Below are 20,947 nucleotides of genomic sequence, written 5' to 3'. Positions count from 1 at the left end.
TTAACAATTTTCAGTTAATTTATAATATAAAAGGAGATTTTATTTAAATCTCCTTTTTTTATGTTCAGTATTTTGACAACTGAAAATTGTTAACTGAAAACTGAATTAGTCTTTATTAGGTACGATCAAAACAGGGCAAGCAGCTTTTCTAGCCACATGTTCGGCAACACTTCCCATTAAAAAATGATATAGGCCACCACGACCATGGGTTCCAATAACGATTAACTCAGCAGCCCATTCTTCGGCTTGTTGAATGATACCGTGTGTTGCAGTATCAAGGCTAGTTAAGTAAGTTGTAGGAGTTCCATTTCCATATTTATTTGAAATTTCTTGTAATAGAGTGTGGCTATTTTCTTCACTATTCTCATACATCTCCATAAAAACTGGCGCTAATGTATAATCTGGATTAACCGTAGCTGGAGCTGGTTCAATAATATTTAAAAGTGCTACTTCGGCACCGAATTTTGTTGCCATTTCGTAGCCGGTTTTTGCTGCTTTTTCGGAACAAATACTGTTATCTACAGCAATTAATATTTTTTTAAAGTCCATGATACAAGCATTTAGATTTATATATAAAAATAACAAATAAAAGGGTTAAATGTTTATGTTGTGATGTTAATCATTATTTTTGAGGATACATTTTATATATGAATAACTACCACGTTTGTAGGCTTGCAGTTGCGCCAATAAGAAAAGAACCATCTGATAGAAGCGAAATTGTTTCTCAATTATTATTTGGCGACAGGGTTGAGGTATTAGAAAAGACCGAGAAGTGGTGTCTAATTAAAACTCATCATGATAATTATGAGGGTTGGATGGATTACAAACAACTACAGAAAATTTCTGAATTACAATTTCACGATGAGAAAGCTTATACAGCTTTAACACCATTGCAATTAGACAATACTTTAATAGCCAATAATGGAACTAAATATTATTTAAGTCCAGGTAGTACTTTGCCATATTTTGAAGACAGGTTTTGTTACTTAGGTGATGAAAGATTTGAAGTGAAATCTACTCCAATAATTGCAGATAAGACGAAATTTAAAATAGAAGTTGAAGCAATTGCTAAGTTTTTTGAAAACACACCTTATTTATGGGGTGGAAGAACTCTGTTTGGTATTGATTGTTCGGGCTTTGTGCAGATAGTATATAAATTAAATGGAATCCAAATCAAGCGTGATGCTTCGCAACAAGCAGAGCAAGGGGAAATAGTAGATTTTTTAGCATCGGCTGAATTAGGAGATTTAGCTTTTTTTGACAACCAAGATGGAAAAATTACCCACGTAGGTTTAATGTTAAGTAACGACAAAATAATTCATTCCGCTGGTAAGGTTCGAATAGACCCAATAGACGACCAAGGAATTTATAACGCTGAGTTAGGAAGATATACCCATAAATTGAGGATAATTAAGAGGTTTGTTTGAGGTTTAAACCATATAAGACATTTAAGGAAATATAAGGGTTATATTTTTTTGAAAAGAGATAATAAGAAACTAAAAATTAAATAAATTTTGCCTGACAATACTAAATTAACTAGATAGTTAATTTAGTGAAATATGAACTTGAGTAGGTGACAAGTACGGTTTTATCTTTCTATATTGTTTATTTAAAGATATGAAATGACAAAAGCTTACCTCACAGATTTAATTTATAAAGTTAATGGTGCTGCCATTGAGATACACAAAGCTCTCGGCCCAGGTCTTTTAGAAAGTGTTTATCATAAATGTATGATACGCGAATTACAATTAAGAAACATCGATTTTAAATCTGAATTATCTATTCCTATAAATTATAAAGGATTGAATATTGATGTTGATTTAAGATGTGATTTGTTAATAAAGAATTCTCTAATAGTAGAATTTAAATCGGTTGAAAAAGTTCTTCCAATTCATATTGCTCAATTAATGACTTATATGAAATTATTAAAATTGCCAATTGGCTTAATGATAAATTTTAATTGTACTCATATTTTCAAGGAAGGGCAAAAGACCTATGTAAACGAACTCTACGAGGATATTTATTGATGGGCTGCTAGCTTATATGAAACTTATATTTCTTATATGGTTAAGACTATCCCATCAACTCTTTCATCAATTTATCGAAGTTGGTTTTCAGCTCTGCCAATTCTTCTTCAACTTTGGTTAAACGCTCTTCTAATTCATTATTGTTTTTAGGGCTTTCTTCAGCAACATATTCTTCCTCAAAGGTTTCAATGTCTCCGGCAAATAAATGCATGTAACGTTGTTCTTTTTGCCCCGGTTTGCGAGGTAATTGTTTAATGTAGGCAGGTTCTTCGGAGGCTAGTTTTTCTAAAACCTGTTGTACTTCTTCTAAGGTTTCAAATTCGTATAGCCTGCCAGAATTGGTGTTGATTTCGCCAGGAGTTTGCGGTCCGCGAAGAAACAATAAACACATTACCGCAACTTCTGATGGTAGTAGCGGAAATACAATGGCAAAGTTATGCTTGTATTTAATATTTCGGATAGAGCCACCAGTTGCAGTAGAAATTAAACCAGCAATCTTTAAAGAATTTAGTGCAGTTGAGATTGTAGACTCATCATATTGAACAACAGGTTTACGAGATGTTTTCTGGTTACAAGCAGCAGCTAAACCATTCAAAGTCATTGGGTAATAATCTGGAGTAGTTTTGCTTTTTTCCATTAAAGCGCCTAAAACTCTAATCTGCGTTGCATCTAAAACTGGTAAATTCTTTGGTGTGTCCATAAGGCTAAGATAAAATATCCAAATTAAAAATCGTTGCTGTTATGGAAAATGTAGAAAAAAATTATCCTCTATGTATCTTATTACAAACGCTTATGCCAAATCTTAAAATTACTATTCCAAAACCATGCGCTGAGAACTGGGAAAATATGAAGCCACTTGAACAAGGTAGGTTTTGTGATAGTTGCGAAAAACAGGTTTTAGACTTTACTAAGTTTAGCACAAATGAATTGATAGACTATTTTAAATACCCAAAAGGAAATGTTTGTGGGAGAATGACTAAGGTGCAATTAGAAAATTCTATTCCGCTACAAAACCAATCTAGTAGATTTAAAAATTTAAGTTATAAAATATTTGTTGCATCTTGTTTAACACTGTTGACGAGCACTAAAGGTTATTCAAAAGAAATCTTTAGAAATCAGAATATTTACCAGGACGATGTTAAATCTAGAAAATCAGATAATTCTGCTAAAAAAACAGATACATTAATTACAATTTCTGGCGTAGTAAAAGATAGTAGTGATGGTTTACCAATACCTGGTGCAAGCATATTGGTAAAAGATGGGCAAAGTTTAACCACAACGGATGTAAACGGAAGATTTAAGATTCAAATTAAATCTGGTTCAAATCAAAAGCTGATTTTGGTTTCGAAATATTTAGGTTACGAAACTATGGAGACTGAGATTGATTTAGCTTCCGCTCAAAATTTTGAAATAAAAATTAAAATTACTCCAAGTGTATTGGGTGAAATAACAACTATTATGGCCGGTGGCATAGTTGTTAAAAGGTCTCTGACAAATAAGATTGGATACTTTTTTAAAAAAGTATTTACAGGTCGCTACTAAATTCCCAGATCATAACTTTTCTATCATCTCCGGTAGAAATCAAATATTTACCATCTCTAGACCAAATGATTTTATTGATAGAATGTGTGTGCCCGTATTCGCCTTTTTCTAAACTAAGAATTTTATAAAGTTTAAAGTTTTCCGCATCCCAGAGTTTAATGCTCTTATCTTGACTACTCGTTGCAAAATAGGGTAGTGTTGGATGAAAAGCAATGTTATAAATGGTAAACATATGGGCTGGAATGGTCTGAACCAATTCATAGGTTGGTAAAACCCATATTTTTAATTGCGCATCTCTGCTGCCAGAAATTAAATACTTCCCAGTAGGATGATAAGCTAATGATGTTACAGGTAAAGAATGCCCTTCTAATGTTTGTTTTAAACTGTAATCAGCTAAATTGTAAATTCTAACCAGGTGGTCTTTGCAGCCAAAGGCGATTTCAGTTTCGTCTGGAGAAATAGCAATGCACCTAACCGTATCATAAGCTACTTGAAAGCGATAGATTTCAGAATAGTCCGATAAAGACCAAACGGCAACAGTTCCATCTTCTCCAGTAGTCAACAATTCATTTTTGCTTTTAACTACTTGGATATCAAAAATTGGTTTTGGATGGGCATTAACTCTTATGATGATTTCTTGCTTTGCCAAATCATAAACACTAAATGCACCACTTCTTTCTCCAATAAATAACAAATTATTGTAACTAAGCAGACTATAAACAGAACTTTGTGCAGGTGTTTTAACCTTCACAAAAGCCAGTTTTTCTAATGACCATTCTACAATCCCTTTGTCATTTCCAGCACTAAAAAAAACACCTTCTTCATCAGCATTTGCTAAAGCATATACAGGATTTTGGTGACCAGGGAAGGTATGGAGATGTTTGAGCATTTTTTTCGTATTGCGTAAAGAGTATTGCGATTGGAACTGTCTCAAATCTCAATACTCAAATCTCACATCTATTTATGTCTACTTTCTAAATTCTTAGCAATATCTTGAATGGATAATCCTTTTTCTTTTAACAAGAACATTAAGTGAAAAAGAAGGTCAGATGCTTCGCCAATTAGTTCTTCTTCGGTTTCAACAAGTGCGGCAATTACAGTTTCTACACCTTCCTCGCCTACTTTTTGAGCTATTTTATTTAAACCTTTAGCCCTCATCTTATTAATGTATGAACCTTCTACAGGATTCTCATATCTATCATTAATAATGTTCTCTAGTTCAAAAATAAAGTTCTGGTTATAATCTGTTTTAAAACAACTTCTACTTCCGGTGTGGCAAGTTGGCCCAACTGGATTCGCCTTAATTAAAATGGTGTCATTGTCACAATCGATATGAATAGATTTTACGAAAAGGAAATTGCCACTTTCTTCACCTTTGGTCCATAAACGGCTTTTGGAGCGAGAATAAAAGGTTACTTTACCTTCAGCTTGCGTTTTTTCAAATGCTTCGGCGTTCATGTAACCTAACATTAAAACTTCTAAAGTTTGTTCGTCTTGTATAACTACAGGCACCAACCCATCACTTTTATCAAAATCTATATTCATATCCTAACTGGAATATTGTGTCTTTTTAATTCTTGTTTTAAATCTGGTATTAATATTTCTCCATAGTGAAATACTGACGCGGCTAATGCGGCATCAACACCAGCTTTTTGAAAAACTTCTGTAAAATGTTCAGTTTTCCCTGCCCCGCCCGATGCAATGATTGGAATATTAATCATCTTGTTTATTTTGCTTAACAAATTGCAATCAAAACCTTGTTTGGTTCCATCGTGATCCATTGAAGTAAGCAGAATTTCACCAGCACCTAAATCTTCAGCTTTTTTAATCCAAGCCTCGGTTTCTAGTTCGGTAATTAATCTACCTCCATTAAGGTGGACTATATTTTTGCCATCAATATGTTTAGTATCTACTGCTAAAACCACAAATTGAACCCCAAAAGTCTTAGCTAAATCTTCAATTAGTTGTGGGTTTTTTACTGCTGCAGAGTTAATACTGATTTTGTCTGCGCCAGCATTTAGTAATGCTTCAGCATCAGCAATTTCAGTTATTCCGCCACCAATGGTAAAAGGGATATTCAATTGTCTCGCTACCGATTTAACCATCTCAATCATCGTTTTACGACGCTCGTGAGTAGCTGTGATATCTAAAAATACTAATTCGTCTGCACCTTGTTTGGCATATTGTGCCGCTAATTCAACTGGGTCGCCAGCATCACGCAAATCAACAAAGTTGATGCCTTTAACCGTACGGCCGTCTTTTACATCAAGACAAGGGATAATTCTTTTGCTTAACCCCCTCAATCCCCCTGAAGGGGGAGGTGCTAATTGCTTAGCCTGTATGGCTTGTTTTATTTTGTCCAAAACAGAATTTAAATTATTATGTAATTGGTTATTTGTAAATCTTATTACAGTTATGCCAAGCTCTTCAAGATTTCTTTGTCTTTCAATATCATTAGCTAACACTTCAGGTTCGTTATGAATTCCACCATCTAATTCTATCGAGAGTTTAATTTCGTGGCAATAGAAATCTGCGATATAAATAGAAATTGGGTGTTGTCTTCGAAATTTTAATCCTAATTGTTTGCCCTTTAATTGCTCCCAAAGTAAGCTTTCACTTTCTGTAACCCTATTTCTTAAAGCCCTTGCATTTTCAAAAATCAAGTTCGAAGCCCCATAAAACATATTTGGTTCTTCTAATCTTAATAATTCGAAATCATCATCAGCTTCTGGATACATTTTTTCTAAATGTTATGTTTTTCAAACTTTGTCGGCAAAGTCCCCTTTAGGGGATTTAGGGGTTATATCGAACTTAGCGCCTTCAGATTCCACTCTTTAATCTCTTCGATAGAAATACGGTTCTCATAAATTGCTTTACCAACCACCACACTTCTAATGTCGTATTTAGCCAACTCATAAATATCTTCCATTGAGCTAACTCCGCCTGATGCGATAAGTTTAATCATTGGCGAATGGTCAAGCAGTTTTTTATATAAATCTACCGCTGCACCACCCAGTTTTCCATCCTTGCTAATATCTGTACATAAAAAACGGAAGAAACCTAAGGCAAGGCACTTGTCAACATAATCCATTAATTTTATTGGCGAACTTTCCATCCAGCCAGAGTATTTGATTACTTCATCCAAAACATCAATTGCAATTACAATTCTATTCGCGTAATCATCTTTTTTAGCAAAGGCTTTGCTTAAATCAGGTAAGAAATCAGGATTACTAATGGCTTGTGTTCCAACAATTACACGGTGAATTCCCGAATCTAAAAGGTTATTTACTTGGTCAATTGTTCTTATTCCACCACCATATTGAACCCGCATATCGGTTTTTTTAATGATATCGAATAAGGTTTTTTGATTGCTGAAATCACCTTTGGCGCCGTTTAAGTCAATAATATGAATAAAATCAGTTCCATTTGAGCGATAACGTTCAATCATTTCTTTAATAGAAACATCATATTCTGTTTTCTGGTTATAGTCGCCCTCACGTAAGCGGACAACTTTTCCATCTAAAATATCTATTGCTGGTATAATGTACATTTTATAAACTAAGGTTTGAGAAGTTTTTCAATAAACGTTCGCCTGCTTCACCAGATTTTTCTGGATGAAACTGAACGCCATAAAAGTTATCTTTTTGTATGGCAGCTGAGAATTTGTTTCCATAATTCACAGACGCGATATCAAAAGTAGGGTTATATTCAATAAAATAAGAATGTACAAAGTAAAACTGTGTATCTACAGGAACATCTTGAAATAAAGAATTGTTTTTAAAGTCAATGTTATTCCATCCCATGTGTGGGATTTTGATGCCTAATTCCTTGTTAAATAATTTTGTATTTAATGGAATGATATTCAAAAGATTAGCATCTCCTTCTTCAGAATGTTGGGTTATGAGTTGCATACCCACACAAATGCCTAGTACAGGTTTTGTTAAAGCTTTAATGGCAGCTACTAAACCAGTCTGTTCTAGTTTTTTCATGGCTGCACCTGCATGCCCAACTCCTGGAATAATAATGTGACTGTATTTTTCTAAATCAGCCTCAGTATTTACCATTCCATAAGTTATGTTTTGTCTTTCTAAAGCTGCGGTTAAGGAAAAAATATTTCCTGCTCCATAGTTAACTATTCCAATCATATTATTTAAATTAAAGAATAAAGAACAAGGATGAAAAGATATTGAGCTAATCTTTGCTCTTTAATCCTTGCTCATTACTCATTTACAAAACGCCTTTTGTGCTCGGTAAAACCATTTTCTCTGCATCTCTTTTTACCGCCATTTTAATTGCTTTTGCAAAAGCCTTAAATATAGCTTCTATCTTGTGATGTTCGTTTTCGCCTTCTGCTTTTATGTTTAAGTTGCATTTTGCGGCATCGCTAAAGGATTTAAAGAAGTGGAAAAACATTTCTGTTGGTACATCACCAACTTTTTCACGTTTAAATTCTGCATCCCAAACAATCCAGTTTCTGCCACCAAAATCTATTGCAACTTGTGCTAAACAATCATCCATTGGTAAACAAAAACCATAACGTTCAATACCTAATTTATTGCCCAAAGCCTGTGCAAAAGCTTCACCTAAAGCAATTCCAGTATCTTCAATGGTATGGTGTTCATCAATATGTAAATCGCCATTTGCAATTACATCCAAATTCATGCTGCCGTGTCTGGCAATTTGGTCTAGCATATGGTCGAAGAAGTTTAAGCCAGTTTTAATGGTTGCTTTCCCTGTTCCATCTAAATCTAAACCAATGGTAATGTCTGTTTCATTCGTTTTACGAACGTGATGAACTTTTCTGGCACCAGCTCTTAAAAAGGTATAAATATCTTCCCATTTTTGAGTTTCCAAAGCAATTACATCTAATAAAGTTTCGTGTTTATCCAATGCTTCTGTACTTCCTAATGCATCATTCTGACGTAGGAAAATTGCTTTTGCGCCTAAATTCTTGGCTAGAATAACGTCGTTTAATCGGTCACCGATTACGAAAGAGTTTTTCAAATCGTAATCTTCGCCAAAATAATGTGTTAATAAGCCTGTATGAGGTTTGCGTGTAGGAGCATTATCCTTTGCAAAAGTTCTATCAATCACAACTTCCCTAAATACCACACCTTCGCCAGCGAAAGTATCTAGCATAAAATTGTGTATTGGCCAAAAGTTCTCTTCTGGATTTGATGGAGTTCCCAAGCCATCTTGATTGGTTACCATTACCAAATCAAAATCCAACTCTGTTGCAATTTTAGAAAGATAATACAATGATTTTGGGTAAAATTTCAGCTTTGCAAAGCTGTCTACTTGTTCATCTGCTGGTTCGATGTTTAATGTGCCATCACGGTCTATAAACAATACCCCCCGGCCCCCTGAAGGGGGAGTTGAGGCTACTAAATCTTTGTTATTTATATTCTGCTCCATAAATTAAGCTCGGTTTTCAGCTCCCCCTTTAGGGGGTTGGGGGGTTAATACTCTAATCAATTCATCATTTTCTTCAACGGTTCCTATGGTAATTCTCAAACATCCTTCGCAAAGCGATACTTTCGAGCGGTCGCGGACAATTATGCCTTTATCCACCAATAAATTGTAAGTACCTAAGGCATCATGCACTTCTGCCAATATAAAGTTAGCATCGGATGGATAGACTTTTTTAACCAAAGGAAGTTTAGTGAGTAAATTACTTAATCTCTCTCTCTCTGAGACAGTGATTTTAATCCAATCATTTACCTGCTGTATATTTTCTAAAGCAGCCAAAGCTAGGTCTTGTGTAGCTTGATTGATATTGTATGGTGGTTTTACCTTGTTTAAAATATCAATAACGGGTCGTGATGAAAAAGCCATTCCCAAACGTAAAGCCGCTAATCCCCAAGCTTTAGAAAACGTTTGTAGGATAACCAAATTTGAATATTCGGTTAATTCTTGAATAAAGGTCTTCTGCTTTGCGAAATTGATATAAGCCTCATCAATTACCACCAAACCTTTAAAATTGGCTAAGATTGTCTCAATGTCTGTTCTATTGATGGAATTCCCGGTAGGGTTGTTTGGTGAACAAATGAAAATCATTTTAGTATTTGCGTCAATAGCCTCAGCAATTTTCTCTAGGTCTAATTGGAAATTTGGCAGCAAATCAACTTTTCTAATCTCAACATCATTTATGTTTGCTGAAACTTCATACATTCCGTAAGTAGGTGGAAGAATGATAACGTTGTCTTTCCCAGGGTTGCAAAAAGCTCGGTATAAAAGGTCGATTGCTTCATCACTACCATTTCCTAAAAAGGTATTTTCTATTGGTACACCTTTAATTTTGCTAATCGCATCTTTTAAATCTAACTGCAATGGGTCTGGGTAGCGGTTGTAATTTGCAGGTAGTGGTGAACCAAAACTATTTTCATTTGCATCTAAAAAGACACTTGCTTGTCCTTTGAACTCATCTCTAGCTGTAGAGTAAGGTTTAAGGGTTTTTATATTTTCTCTTTGTAAATCTTTAATGTCCATTTTTTTGAGATTTGAGTAGTGAGATTTGAGTAGTGAGATTTGGATACCTTCTAGTTCCTCAAATCTCATATCTAACTTCTCACATCTTTTTTAATCTTATTGTTATCGCATTTTTATGTGCTTGTAATCCTTCTGCTTCTGCCAAAACTTCAACTGTGCTGCCAATATTTTGTAAACCATTAGCCGTAAGGTGCTGAAAAGTAATTTTCTTAAGGAAAGTATCAACTGAAACACCTGAGAAAGCTCTTGCAAAACCACTTGTAGGTAAAGTATGGTTTGTTCCTGAAGCATAATCTCCTGCGCTTTCTGGAGTTAAATTTCCTAAAAATACCGAACCTGCATTAATGATTAATGGAATAAGTGGTTCAAAGTTTTCAGTCGCTAGAATTAAATGTTCAGGTGCATAGGCATTACTAAAGTCCATTGCCTCAGTTAAAGTTTCAGCAAATACAGCGTAAGAATTTTCAATTGCTTTTTGAGCGATGTCTTTTCTGGGTAAATCAAGTAACTGCTTTTCAACTTCAACTATTACTTCGTTTATCAACTTTTTAGAGGTAGCAACTAATATCGCCTGACTGTCGGTTCCGTGTTCGGCTTGAGCCAATAAATCAGCTGCAACAAAAGCAGGATTTGCGGTTTCATCAGCTATCACTAAAACCTCAGATGGACCCGCTGGCATATCGATTGCAACTGTGTTTTGCAATAGTTTTTTTGCCTCTGTTACATAGCGATTTCCAGGTCCAAAAATCTTGTTAACTTTCGGGATTGTTTCGGTTCCAAATGCCATTGCTCCGACAGCCTGCGCACCTCCAACTAAGTAAACTTTTTTTATGTTAAGCAGGGTAGAAACATAAGCAATATAGGTATTGATTTTTCCATCACTTTGTGGCGGAGAGCACACCACAATTTCTTTGCAACCTGCAATTTTTGCAGGTATGCCAAGCATCAAAAAAGTACTCGGTAAAACAGCTGTTCCACCTGGAATATAAAGCCCGACTTTTTCAATTGCTCTAGCTTCTCTCCAGCAATTTACGCCAGGCATTGTTTCAATTTTAGCTTCAGTTTTAAGCTGAGCTTCGTGGAATTTGTAGATGTTTTGGTAAGCTACATCAATAGCATTTTTTACCGATAAAGGAATTTGTTTGGCTAGTTCGACTAGTTCTTCTTTACCAATAAACAAAGAAGATAATTTAACCTTATCAAATTGTTCGGCATAGGAGAGGAGTGCTGCGTCACCCTCCGATTTAACAGCGGCAATGATGTTTTCTACCCGTGAAAAGACCAAATTATCGTCTTCAACTTTGCGAGAACACAACTCTTCAATTTTTTGTGCAGTTAAATCTTTATAGTTATAGAGTTTCAATATGTTATGTTTTTAATTTAACTATTAGTTAATATAAAATATAGCGTTTAAATCTATTTTTTTTGATTTATGTAATGATTTTCTCAATCGGCATTACAACAATTCCTTCTGCGCCGGCTAATTTTAGGCCATTGATTTTTTCCCAGAAATCTTCTTCTGCAATTACCGAATGTACAGCAACCCAACCTTCTTCGAACAATGGAACTACAGTAGGACTTTTTACGCCAGGTAATAAATCTACCACAGCTTGTAAGTTTTCTTTAGCCACATTTAGTACAACATATTTTGTAGCTTTAGCTCTCAGTACAGATTGAATTCTTTGCAATAACTCTAGCACTTCTGGATTCAGTTCCATCCCTTTGCTAGCAATTAAAACTGCTTGCGAATCCATTACATTTTTGAATGCTTTTAGTCCATTGCTTTTTAAAGTTCCACCTGTAGAAACGATGTCGAAAATCGCATCACTTAATCCTAAGCCTGGACCAATTTCTACCGAGCCAGAGATGTTTCTAATCTGCGCATCAACATTGTTTTCTGAAAGGTATTTTTGTAAAATTACAGGGTAAGAAGTGGCAATTGCTTTGCCATTTAATTGCGAAAGTTCGGTAATATTACTGGTGCTTTGAACAGCAATTTTTAGGGTGCATTTTCCAAATCCTAAAGGCTGTAAATAGGATACATCAGCACCTGCTTCGATGATTACATTTTCACCAACAATACCTAAATCGGCAATGCCATCTTGAACGTATTCTGGGATATCATCATCTCTTAAAAAAAGAATTTCTAGAGGGAAATTAGCAACAGTTGCTATCAGTGAACTTTTGTAGTTTTCGAAAGAAAGGCCACAATTTTTAAGAATTTCTACTGATTTTTCGTTTAACCTACCCGACTTTTGGATAGCGATTTTAAGTGTTTTCACTTGTTATAAAATTAGGAATAAGAAATATTGAATCTGTCTAAAAACCGTTTTGCGTACAAAACATACTACTATATATCGCCACAATGGCGATGGTGTAAATGTACGTGATGGTTTAAAACTTGAATCATTATATTGCTTATCTTTCCGTAATTTTGTTGAGAAGATAATGCAAATATAGCTTTGTAAATTTAAAATCAAAACAATATGGCATTTAATTTGAAGTATATTCACTGCTAATCAATGTGGTTAGCCTGTTAAATACCAATAAAAAATTGAAGAAAACGCTCCTTTTTTCCCTGTTATGTCTGTTTTTGTGCTCTTGTGGGTGGTTTAAGGAAAAACCAGAAATTGCTACATTATTAGCCAAACATTTCGAGAACAAACTTTATAATAAATTCGATACTGCATTTTATAATCCCATTTTCAGTAAAAAACTGGACGAATTGAGTAGTTCTCTATCCAATCCCAAAACAACCAAAGCATTTTATTTAACTCACGAAAATAATCCATCGCTAATAACAAGATTTTATACCAATGGTGGGTTAGATACTTTAACAAGCTATATTGAAAGGAGTAATGCTGATGGTTTTAATCCGGAAGTATTTAAGGTTAAAGAATTAACGCAGTTGATAGCAACATTAGATGCGAACAAGTTTAAAAGTATCGATGAAGTTTATTCGCTTATAGCTGAATTAGAAATTAAAACTGCTGATGCATTTTTACGCTATGCAAGTTCTATTAAATACGGAATTGTTAACCCACGTAAAATATACAATCGTTATTACATCAATGTTCACCGGCCAGATAGTTTGAGGATGGATTCGCTTTTAAATACGACTGATATTGTTGCATCCTTAAAAAGTGCTCAACCAAGCTCAAAAAGCTATTTGGATTTAAAAGCCATGCTAGCCTTTTATCGAGATAGCATTAGAAATGAAAATGACCAAGCAATTAAAACCATAAAATTGAATATGGAGCGTTTGCGCTGGCAATTGCCTATAAAAACAGATGAAGTTGTAGCTGTAAATATTCCAGATTTTTCGCTGACTTGGTTTAATAAGCGAGATACTTTGGCGCACATGAATGTATGTGTTGGCGGTAAAAGAGAAGCGACTTATACTGAGAAAATGAAGTTATTCTTAAAGTCAGGCAATTTGGATGATAAACCAAAAAATCACGAAACGCCTCAATTGGTAAGTGTTTTTAACGCAATACAGGTAAACCCAATATGGAATATTCCTGTAAGCATTGCACAAAGTGAAATTTATTGGATGGCTAGAAAAGACCCATATTACCTCTCTAATAGTAACATCAAAGTTTATTATAAAGGCAAACAAGTTTATGACCCAGATACCATTCAATGGAATAAATATGCTAGGGAAAAATTACCTTTTACCTTTAAACAAGGCTCTGGAGAAGGAAATGCTTTAGGGAAATTCAAATTTATTTTTGACAATAGTTCGAGTATCTATTTGCACGACACGAATAATAAATATGGTTTCAAACTAGCAAATAGAGCAATTAGTCACGGTTGTGTGCGCATTGAAGACCCACTGAAGTTTGCACAGCTGATGGTTAAAGATAAATATCAATACGACCAGTTGCGAATGGAGGTAAACCTTCCGCCAATTGATACCAATAGAAATAAGCAGTATCAGAAAATATTGGCTAAAAAAGCAGATACTACAAACGTGTTCCAACTTAAACCATCTTGGTTCTCAACTAGGAAAAACGTAGCTGTGGTAATTGGTTATTATACTGCTTGGGCAGAGAATGGAAAAGTTCAATTTAGACCAGATGTATATGACTATGATGGAGTTCTTTGGAATGCCGTTAAAAAATATATGTAAATTTTCAAACAAAATGGGCTTAATTTCATTTGGTCTATATGAAGTTTACAATCTACCCTAAATTATACGCTCCGCAATTTATTTTGCTTGGCGTTTTCTTGTTATTTATCCTGCAATCTTGTAAAAAAAGCCACTCTGATATTGGTGCAGTAGTTTTTAAAGAAACTAGAAATAAAATCTTTAAAGACATAGAAACTGAAACCTTTGTTGAGAAATTCAAAGCAACTTTCGAAAAGCAAGAAAAACAATACAGAAACCCCAAATTTCTAAGAGCGCTTTATGAGGCTAATGATTTTGAGCCAGTTCTACTAATGAAGAACCTGTCAAAAGATAAGCTAAAAGAGGCAATTGCCGTTCTTAATAATTCTGCTGTTCATGGTTTAGACCCAGCAATATTTAAAACCTATGAGTTAAATGAACTAATAGAGAAAACTTACAATAAAAAAGAGATTAAAACACTAGATGAGGCTTATCAGGTTTTGATTGATTTAGAGCTTTCTGCTGCTAATTCTTTAACGAACTATGGTAATGCACTACAATTCGGGATTATTAGTCCCAGAAAGATTTATGCGCAATATTATACGGCAACAAAAAGACCAGACAGTTTAAGTTTTCTGCAAGTTTTTGAAACCAGAGATATTAAAAACTTTTTAGATAGTATTCAGCCAAAAGAAGCGCAGTATGTTGCTTTGCAAAAAGCTTTACAAGAAAAAGTTGTTTTACCTGCAACAAGTGCAGAAGAAACTGAAAGGGTTTTAAAGGTTAATTTAGAACGGTTAAGATGGAAAAATTTGCCTACCGAAGATAAATATGTTTGGGTAAACATTCCAGATTTTAAACTGGACGTGATGGAAGATGGCAAATCAGTATTAAACATGAAGGTTTGTGTGGGCGAGGGTAGAAATAAAAACAACACTGATAACTTGGTTGAGTACGATGAAAATGACTTGAAAAAGGATAGGCCGTTCAATAGAGAAACCCCTCAATTAAAAAGTATGATTCACAGTGTTCAGGTTAATCCAGTTTGGAATATTCCCGAAAGTATTGCAACAAATGAAATTTCAAAACTAGCTGCTAAAGATCCATACTATTTGGCCAACAATAATATAGATGTTTTTGAGAATGGCCAAATAATTGAAGATCCTGAAACAATTGATTTTTCGGACGGTAATGTGGGAAAAAAATATGCTTTTAAGCAACGACCGGGTGATGATAATTCTTTAGGTAAAATCAAGTTTTTGTTTCAAAATGAAAGTAGCGTTTACTTACACGACACACCTGCAAAGGCAGCATTCGCATTGCCAATGAGAGCCATTAGCCACGGTTGTGTGCGTGTAGAAAAACCATTGGAATTAGCTGAAGCTTTGTTTGGAAGAGGAGCTAAGTACGATAAAATAAAAACTGGGATGCAAAGTGAAAATCCGGTGGCTACTGATATTGGCTTGCCAAAACAAGTTCCAGTTTATTTAACCTATTTTACATGTTGGGCGGATGCAGCAGGAAAACTTCAGTTCAGGAAAGATGTTTATGGATTGGATATAGTTTTGTTTACTTACTTGCAAAGACTAGCATAAAAAAAGGAGGAATGTTAAATTCCTCCTTTTTGTTTTTAAAATGAATATTGTTAATCCATTAAATGTGTTGTAGTATCTAAGGCAAAGTTTGCAGCCAATGCTTCATCCAAATATTTAGATGAATAGTTCTCCACACTTTTATTGATGAATAACACCGTTTTGTCACCAATGGTAGTGATTACTTTATCTGCCACTTCTGGTGCAACAGCCGGACAACCTTGGCTGCGTCCTAATCGGCCTAATGCACTAATAGTTCCTTCGCTTACGTAGGGTGCGCCATGAACTACAATAGAACGACTTCTAGCATTGTCATTAAAGCCTAAATCCATTCCGTCTAGCTTAAGCGACCTGCCATGAATTCCTCTATAAACTTCTCCTGTTACATAAAAGCCTAAGCTGCTAGTAAAAGAATCGTTTTTATTGGAGAAATTGATAGCTTCATCATTTCCACTTTTTTGCCCATGAGCCACCCAAGTATTTAACAAGATTTCTTTTTTATCTAAATCGATAATGTACAATCTCTTTTTTGTACTCGATTGGTCAAAATCTGCAATAGTTAAAATAGACTTGTTAGAAAGCTGACCAGATTTTTTCAAATTGTAAAAACCAGTAATGGCTTTTTCGAACACTGGAAAGCTTAGTCCTGCTTCTTTCAAATGCACAGCAACGTACAACGTATTTATGTAATTCATATAAATACTGTCTGTTGTAATGTTACCTTGTTTCGGTTTTTCGCTTTTCTCTGTTGGTTTAAAACTGCTAATGGTTAAGCAAAATGCGATGGATAATAATCCAGTTATTCCTAAAATGTATTTTCTCATAGTTTTTCGGTATCTCGTTCACAATAATCTAGTATGAGTTTCTTTTTATAAGCTTTTAGTTTAAGTGTAATTAATAATCAAATATACTAAATTGTTATGAACTAATTTAATTTTGATTGTTTGGTTACCTTTCTGTGACTTTTATATTTTATTGATTTATAGTTAATTATGTAATTTAAAATTTATTATTCCGCAAAAGAGTAAGGTTTTTGCTGTTGTTTATTGATGATAATTTAATACAATCCTAAACTTGGCTTAAAATGCCTATTTATTTTGAACTAAGTAAGTTTTCGTTTACCAATTCGCTAAACTGTATAATTTTTCTATCTTTGATTTTTAATGAATTTCCTTTATCCGGGCTTTCTTTTTGCGCTTTTTGCGGTCGTTATACCGGTCATCATCCATTTATTCAATTTCCGGAAGTTTAAAAAAGTTTATTTCAGCAATGTTGCTTTCTTAAAAGAGATTAAAGAGCAAACATCTTCTCAAGAAAAGCTTAAAAATCTCCTCATTTTAATTAGCCGTATTTTAGCAATTACTTTTTTAGTATTGGCTTTTGCTCGTCCTTTTTTACCTTCTGGCAGTAAAATTGACCAAAGCAAAGGCAATATTGTAAGCATTTATATAGACAACTCTTATAGCATGGAAGCTGTAAATAAAGAGGGGAGTTTATTAGATGAAGCCAAACGCAAGGCAAAGGAAGTAGTTAAAGCTTTTCAAATTAATGATAGGTTTCAATTATTAACCAATGATTTTGAAGGTAAACACCAACGATTGTTAAACGCTGATGAATTATTGCGAGCAGTTGATGAAGTTAAAATTTCATCTGCCAGTAGAGAATTACAGCAGGTAATTAATAGGCAACAAAGTGTTTTTACCGGGGCAAGCAATCGATTTGCTTATGTGATTTCTGATTTCCAAAAAGGATTTGCTGGCGAAGAGCCAATTAAAACGGATGCAAACACAAATGTTTCTTTAGTTAAACTAAATGCTAACGATTTGCCAAACGTTGCTGTAGATAGTGTTTGGTTGTTATCGCCTGTTCATCAAGCTAATGCTACAGAAAAGCTCATTGTCAAATTACGTAATTACGGAGATGAAGATGCTAAAAACATATCAGTAAAACTGAATATCAATAAACAACAAAAGGCAATTAGCAGTTTAAATATTCCCGCAGGTAAAACAGCAAGCGATACACTTTCTTACAGCGGCTTAAACTTAGGTTGGCAAAAGGGAACAATAAGCATTAAAGATTTTCCTCTAACTTTTGATGATGACCTCAACTTCAGTTTTAAGGTTAGCGCCGACCAAAAAATATTGAGCATTAATGGGCAGCAAGGCGGAAAATACATCAAAGCATTATTTGGGGCTGATAATTATTTCAAATTAACCGAAATGCTAGAGGCGAATATTAATTATTCTGTTTTGCAAAACTATAGTCTAATTGTATTAAATGGTTTAAGTAATCCTTCAAGTGGTTTAGCGCAAGAGTTAAAATCTTATGTATCGAATGGTGGTTCTGTAGTTGTTTTTCCGGATTTAGATGCAGAAAAACAAGTTTATTCAGCATTTTTAAAGGCTATTAATCTTCCGGCATTGGTGAATTTATATACAACACCAACAAAAGTTAGCGGCATAGAATTGAAACATCCATTATTTAAGGATGTATTTGAAACCTTGCCTCAAAATTTAGATTTGCCTCAGGTTAATCGCTATTTCAGCTTTGCAGAAAATAATAACAGCAACAAAGAAAACCTACTACAACTGCCAGCTAATCAATTGTTTTTTGCCAGGTATCCGATTGGAAATGGACAGATTTATTTATCAGCAACTGATTTAGAAAATGAAGACAGCAACTTTGCCAAACATCCTGTATTTGTGCCCTTAATGTATAAAATTGCTTTTGCAAGTGCGAAAGAACAGCCCGTTTATTATACTGCGACAAAAGATAATGTGCTAGAAAGCGAAAAAATAGAATTGGGCGCTAACCAATCTTTAAAATTGGTAGCTGATAATTTTGAAGTGATACCAGAAATGCGCCAAAGTAATGGTAAAACCTTGTTATACATTGCTGACCAAGTTAAACGGGCTGGTTTTTATGATGTTAAAAAAGGTGATTCGACTTTAGCGGTTGTCGCTTTTAATGATAATAGAACAGAATCTGATATGCATTACAGTGCTCAAACAGATTTACAAAAGTTGTTTGGTAAACAGCAAGTCGCATTTTTAGACCCAAAATCTGATAGTATTGCTTCTGCTGTTTCTGCAAAAAATAATGGAACAGAGTTATGGAAACTTTGCCTAATTTTGGCATTAGTTTTTATAGCGATTGAAATATTATTGGTCCGATTTTATAATATTAGAAACCGAGCTGGCGAGCTCATTGATGCCAAAAAATAAAATATACTAATCAATAAACATACAAATTCATGAACCTCTTAATCAAGGGAATTACAATTGCCGATCCTAACAGCGAGTTTAATCAACAAACTGCTGATGTGAGAGTTGAACAAGGAAAAATCTCAGCTATTGAGAAAAACTTATTGCCTTTAAAAAACGAGGCAATTTTCGAATCAAATGGCGCTGTGCTTTCACCTGGTTTTTTCGATTTAAACTGCATGATAGGCGACCCAGGTCTGGAAACAAAAGAAGATATTCAAACTGGTACCGCAGCAGCAAAAGCCGGAGGATTTACTGGATTGGCAGTTTTACCAAACACAAAGCCAGTTGTTCAATCTAAAGGCGAAGTAGAATACATCCTTAACAGAGCAAAAAATAACTTAGTAGATGTTTTTCCAATAGGTGCAATTAGCCATGATTTAGAAGGAAAAGAATTAGCCGAACTTTTTGACATGAAAAATGCGGGTGCTGTTGCTTTTTCTGATGGAAGTAAGGCTATTAGCGATGACGGTTTTGTAAGTAGGGCATTGCAATATAGTTTAGGTTTTGATGGTTTGTTAATGCTTTATCCAGAAAATAAATCTATCGCTGGTAAGGCACAAGTAAACGAGAGCAAGAATAATGTGCTACTTGGAATGAAAGGTGTTCCGGCATTGGCCGAAGAAATGCAGGTTTCTAGAGATATATTTTTAGCAACTTATCATAACGCACCAATCCACATCAGCAATATCTCTACACTAGGTTCAGTTGCTTTAATTAAAAAAGCAAAAAAGGATGGCGTTAAAATAACTTGTGATGTTGCAGCGCATCAATTGGTGTTTACAGAAGATTTGTTAAACGATTTTGATAGCAATTATAAAGTTAAACCACCATTACGTGGTAAGAGTGACCAAAAAGCATTATTGGCGGGTTTAAAAGATGGTACGATTGATGCGGTTTCTTCACAGCATCGTCCACACGAAATAGAATTTAAAGATGTAGAATTTGAAATTGCAGCTTATGGCATCATCGCCCTACAAACTGTTCTCCCTTTACTTTTACAAGCAGGTTTAGATTCTAATTTAATAGCAGAAAAACTTTCAATTAATCCGAGGTCGATATTAAATTTAACAATTCCAAAAATCAAAAAAGGAGAGGTTGCTAACTTTGTAATCTATAATCCTACTAAAAAATGGGAGTATAATGCTACAAATAATGCTTCAAAATCTAGCAACTCGCCTTTAATGGGCAAAACATTAACAGGAAAAGTTGAATTAGTGTATAACAACAATCAATTTCAAAAATATGAACAGTAGTGTAGAACAGGCGCTGGTTGCGGCATTAGACCAATATGCAGCAGTTAATAGTATAGATTCAATTGCCGTTGAGCAAAGATTGGTTGAGGTTTTTGGTAAAGACATGAACTTTTTGGAGAAGGTTGCTGAGTTTGATGAGGTTTTTGATGAATATCCAAAATTTGATGAATTGAGGGAGGTATTCTTCGATTTGCTAATGATTAATTTTTTTACCAGCGATGTAAATAAACTAGAAGAAGATTATTTAGAATCGAAAGAATGGGAAAAAATTGAGGATGAAACCATTGAACGCGGTACTGAGTTATTGAACTTGTTATTGTATATTAATGAATGTCATGATGAGCAGATTAAACCAGGTTTAGAAGACTTTTTGAAAGAGTTTTTATTAGTTGAAGAAGATGAGTTTCAAGATGAATTTCACATCTATGAAGATTTAATTAGTAATCAACAATTAGCCGAAAGCAGTGTAGCGGATATTTGTAGCAATGCAGATATCATAGAAATGAGTGAAGAAATGGAAGAGCTTTTTGTACCATTCATGACTTTCTTCTTGCAACCGAAAACGAGCGAAGAAACACAACAAGAATTGATTGAGTACAGTAATAACAAAAGTTTTGATGTTGCAGTTTATGCTTTAATCACTAACTTTAATAAAAATAGATAAACC

Annotated in this window: 20 protein-coding genes and 1 pseudogene; 8 read left to right on the top strand and 13 right to left on the bottom strand. The window is 34.4% G+C overall.

The window, feature by feature from the left end:
- Positions 1–105: 105 nt before the first annotated feature.
- Complete coding sequence (locus tag EZ428_RS10105) at positions 106–549, bottom strand: universal stress protein (protein ID WP_131553018.1); 444 nt, start codon at positions 547–549, stop codon at positions 106–108.
- Between the two features lie 98 nt (positions 550–647).
- On the opposite strand from EZ428_RS10105, the gene EZ428_RS10100 reads away from it, so the two are divergent.
- Complete coding sequence (locus EZ428_RS10100) at positions 648–1,427, top strand: C40 family peptidase (protein ID WP_131553017.1); 780 nt, start codon at positions 648–650, stop codon at positions 1,425–1,427.
- Positions 1,428–1,622: 195 nt separating this feature from the next.
- The gene (locus tag EZ428_RS10095; protein WP_131553016.1) at positions 1,623–2,027 is read left to right on the top strand and encodes a GxxExxY protein; all 405 of its coding nucleotides are present in this window, start codon (positions 1,623–1,625) and stop codon (positions 2,025–2,027) included.
- A 46-nt stretch (positions 2,028–2,073) separates the two neighbouring features.
- Here the strand turns inward: EZ428_RS10095 and EZ428_RS10090 are convergent, their stop codons facing one another.
- Entirely contained in the window at positions 2,074–2,727 is a 654-nt protein-coding gene (locus EZ428_RS10090; protein WP_131553015.1) for a YceH family protein, read from the bottom strand.
- Positions 2,728–2,768: 41 nt separating this feature from the next.
- Between EZ428_RS10090 and EZ428_RS10085 the strand changes: the two genes are divergently transcribed.
- Positions 2,769–3,569 (top strand): carboxypeptidase-like regulatory domain-containing protein, encoded by an 801-nt coding sequence (locus EZ428_RS10085; RefSeq protein ID WP_131553014.1) that lies wholly within the window; start codon positions 2,769–2,771, stop codon positions 3,567–3,569.
- Here the strand turns inward: EZ428_RS10085 and EZ428_RS10080 are convergent.
- The 10 genes and pseudogenes from EZ428_RS10080 to hisG all read right to left on the bottom strand — a co-directional run bounded on the left by EZ428_RS10080 (position 3,553) and on the right by hisG (position 12,340).
- Positions 3,553–4,458 carry a WD40 repeat domain-containing protein gene (locus tag EZ428_RS10080; RefSeq protein WP_131553013.1) on the bottom strand — a complete coding sequence of 302 codons (906 nt, stop codon included), beginning with the start codon at positions 4,456–4,458 and terminating at the stop codon, positions 3,553–3,555. The genes EZ428_RS10085 and EZ428_RS10080 overlap by 17 nt on opposite strands.
- A 68-nt stretch (positions 4,459–4,526) precedes the next feature.
- Positions 4,527–5,114 carry a bifunctional phosphoribosyl-AMP cyclohydrolase/phosphoribosyl-ATP diphosphatase HisIE gene (hisIE, locus tag EZ428_RS10075; RefSeq protein WP_131553012.1) on the bottom strand — a complete coding sequence of 196 codons (588 nt, stop codon included), beginning with the start codon at positions 5,112–5,114 and terminating at the stop codon, positions 4,527–4,529.
- The gene (hisF, locus tag EZ428_RS24225) at positions 5,111–5,872 is read right to left on the bottom strand and encodes an imidazole glycerol phosphate synthase subunit HisF (RefSeq protein WP_225871045.1); all 762 of its coding nucleotides are present in this window, start codon (positions 5,870–5,872) and stop codon (positions 5,111–5,113) included. The genes hisIE and hisF overlap by 4 nt, the downstream gene beginning before the upstream one ends.
- 48 nt (positions 5,873–5,920) lie before the next feature.
- Positions 5,921–6,253 (bottom strand): annotated as a pseudogene (locus tag EZ428_RS24220) (endonuclease domain-containing protein); the annotation flags it as partial.
- Positions 6,254–6,369: 116 nt separating this feature from the next.
- Positions 6,370–7,119 carry a 1-(5-phosphoribosyl)-5-[(5-phosphoribosylamino)methylideneamino]imidazole-4-carboxamide isomerase gene (gene hisA / locus EZ428_RS10065; protein WP_131553010.1) on the bottom strand — a complete coding sequence of 250 codons (750 nt, stop codon included), beginning with the start codon at positions 7,117–7,119 and terminating at the stop codon, positions 6,370–6,372.
- 1 nt (position 7,120) lies between these two features.
- Positions 7,121–7,714, bottom strand: a complete 594-nt coding sequence (hisH, locus tag EZ428_RS10060) for an imidazole glycerol phosphate synthase subunit HisH (protein ID WP_131553009.1) — start codon at positions 7,712–7,714, stop codon at positions 7,121–7,123.
- A gap of 82 nt (positions 7,715–7,796) precedes the next feature.
- Positions 7,797–8,984 carry a bifunctional histidinol-phosphatase/imidazoleglycerol-phosphate dehydratase HisB gene (gene hisB / locus EZ428_RS10055; protein WP_131553008.1) on the bottom strand — a complete coding sequence of 396 codons (1,188 nt, stop codon included), beginning with the start codon at positions 8,982–8,984 and terminating at the stop codon, positions 7,797–7,799.
- 3 nt (positions 8,985–8,987) lie between these two features.
- Positions 8,988–10,058: a histidinol-phosphate transaminase gene (hisC, locus tag EZ428_RS10050; protein WP_131553389.1), complete on the bottom strand. Its 1,071-nt coding sequence runs from the start codon at positions 10,056–10,058 to the stop codon at positions 8,988–8,990.
- 79 nt (positions 10,059–10,137) lie between these two features.
- On the bottom strand, positions 10,138–11,421 hold the full coding sequence (hisD, locus tag EZ428_RS10045) for a histidinol dehydrogenase (protein ID WP_205945660.1): 1,284 nt from the start codon (positions 11,419–11,421) through the stop codon (positions 10,138–10,140).
- 67 nt (positions 11,422–11,488) lie between these two features.
- On the bottom strand, positions 11,489–12,340 hold the full coding sequence (gene hisG, locus EZ428_RS10040; protein WP_131553006.1) for an ATP phosphoribosyltransferase: 852 nt from the start codon (positions 12,338–12,340) through the stop codon (positions 11,489–11,491).
- A gap of 272 nt (positions 12,341–12,612) precedes the next feature.
- On the opposite strand from hisG, the gene EZ428_RS10035 reads away from it, so the two are divergent.
- Positions 12,613–14,190 carry a L,D-transpeptidase scaffold domain-containing protein gene (locus tag EZ428_RS10035; protein WP_131553005.1) on the top strand — a complete coding sequence of 526 codons (1,578 nt, stop codon included), beginning with the start codon at positions 12,613–12,615 and terminating at the stop codon, positions 14,188–14,190.
- A 38-nt stretch (positions 14,191–14,228) separates the two neighbouring features.
- The gene (locus tag EZ428_RS10030; protein ID WP_131553004.1) at positions 14,229–15,764 is read left to right on the top strand and encodes a L,D-transpeptidase scaffold domain-containing protein; all 1,536 of its coding nucleotides are present in this window, start codon (positions 14,229–14,231) and stop codon (positions 15,762–15,764) included.
- 50 nt (positions 15,765–15,814) lie between these two features.
- Here EZ428_RS10030 and EZ428_RS10025 read toward each other — a convergent pair whose 3' ends face one another.
- Positions 15,815–16,585: a murein L,D-transpeptidase catalytic domain family protein gene (locus tag EZ428_RS10025; RefSeq protein WP_131553003.1), complete on the bottom strand. Its 771-nt coding sequence runs from the start codon at positions 16,583–16,585 to the stop codon at positions 15,815–15,817.
- Between the two features lie 339 nt (positions 16,586–16,924).
- On the opposite strand from EZ428_RS10025, the gene EZ428_RS10020 reads away from it, so the two are divergent.
- The 3 genes from EZ428_RS10020 to EZ428_RS10010 are packed head-to-tail and all read left to right on the top strand — an operon-like array spanning position 16,925 to position 20,944.
- Positions 16,925–18,985 carry a BatA domain-containing protein gene (locus EZ428_RS10020; RefSeq protein ID WP_131553002.1) on the top strand — a complete coding sequence of 687 codons (2,061 nt, stop codon included), beginning with the start codon at positions 16,925–16,927 and terminating at the stop codon, positions 18,983–18,985.
- Positions 18,986–19,014: 29 nt separating this feature from the next.
- Positions 19,015–20,280 carry a dihydroorotase gene (locus EZ428_RS10015; protein ID WP_131553001.1) on the top strand — a complete coding sequence of 422 codons (1,266 nt, stop codon included), beginning with the start codon at positions 19,015–19,017 and terminating at the stop codon, positions 20,278–20,280.
- Positions 20,270–20,944, top strand: coding sequence for a hypothetical protein (locus EZ428_RS10010; protein ID WP_131553000.1), 675 nt, complete (start codon positions 20,270–20,272; stop codon positions 20,942–20,944). Before EZ428_RS10015 ends, EZ428_RS10010 begins: the two co-directional genes overlap by 11 nt.
- Positions 20,945–20,947 lie beyond the last annotated feature (3 nt).

The organism is Pedobacter frigiditerrae (genome assembly GCF_004331645.1).
GTDB lineage: Bacteria > Bacteroidota > Bacteroidia > Sphingobacteriales > Sphingobacteriaceae > Pedobacter > Pedobacter frigiditerrae.
This window is presented reverse-complemented; position numbering and strand designations above follow the sequence as displayed.

What these genes read in the sequence shown, in the direction of transcription:
- hisA (WP_131553010.1), bottom strand. Translation starts at nt 7,119, where the DNA reads ATGTACATTATACCAGCAATAGATATTTTAGATGGAAAAGTTGTCCGC.
- EZ428_RS10025 (WP_131553003.1), bottom strand. Translation starts at nt 16,585, where the DNA reads ATGAGAAAATACATTTTAGGAATAACTGGATTATTATCCATCGCATTT.
- hisIE (WP_131553012.1), bottom strand. Translation starts at nt 5,114, where the DNA reads ATGAATATAGATTTTGATAAAAGTGATGGGTTGGTGCCTGTAGTTATA.
- hisH (WP_131553009.1), bottom strand. Translation starts at nt 7,714, where the DNA reads ATGATTGGAATAGTTAACTATGGAGCAGGAAATATTTTTTCCTTAACC.
- EZ428_RS10100 (WP_131553017.1), top strand. Translation starts at nt 648, where the DNA reads ATGAATAACTACCACGTTTGTAGGCTTGCAGTTGCGCCAATAAGAAAA.
- EZ428_RS10080 (WP_131553013.1), bottom strand. Translation starts at nt 4,458, where the DNA reads ATGCTCAAACATCTCCATACCTTCCCTGGTCACCAAAATCCTGTATAT.
- EZ428_RS10020 (WP_131553002.1), top strand. Translation starts at nt 16,925, where the DNA reads ATGAATTTCCTTTATCCGGGCTTTCTTTTTGCGCTTTTTGCGGTCGTT.
- hisC (WP_131553389.1), bottom strand. Translation starts at nt 10,058, where the DNA reads ATGGACATTAAAGATTTACAAAGAGAAAATATAAAAACCCTTAAACCT.
- EZ428_RS10095 (WP_131553016.1), top strand. Translation starts at nt 1,623, where the DNA reads ATGACAAAAGCTTACCTCACAGATTTAATTTATAAAGTTAATGGTGCT.
- hisB (WP_131553008.1), bottom strand. Translation starts at nt 8,984, where the DNA reads ATGGAGCAGAATATAAATAACAAAGATTTAGTAGCCTCAACTCCCCCT.
- EZ428_RS10085 (WP_131553014.1), top strand. Translation starts at nt 2,769, where the DNA reads ATGGAAAATGTAGAAAAAAATTATCCTCTATGTATCTTATTACAAACG.
- EZ428_RS10105 (WP_131553018.1), bottom strand. Translation starts at nt 549, where the DNA reads ATGGACTTTAAAAAAATATTAATTGCTGTAGATAACAGTATTTGTTCC.
- EZ428_RS10030 (WP_131553004.1), top strand. Translation starts at nt 14,229, where the DNA reads ATGAAGTTTACAATCTACCCTAAATTATACGCTCCGCAATTTATTTTG.
- EZ428_RS10090 (WP_131553015.1), bottom strand. Translation starts at nt 2,727, where the DNA reads ATGGACACACCAAAGAATTTACCAGTTTTAGATGCAACGCAGATTAGA.
- EZ428_RS10010 (WP_131553000.1), top strand. Translation starts at nt 20,270, where the DNA reads ATGAACAGTAGTGTAGAACAGGCGCTGGTTGCGGCATTAGACCAATAT.
- EZ428_RS10015 (WP_131553001.1), top strand. Translation starts at nt 19,015, where the DNA reads ATGAACCTCTTAATCAAGGGAATTACAATTGCCGATCCTAACAGCGAG.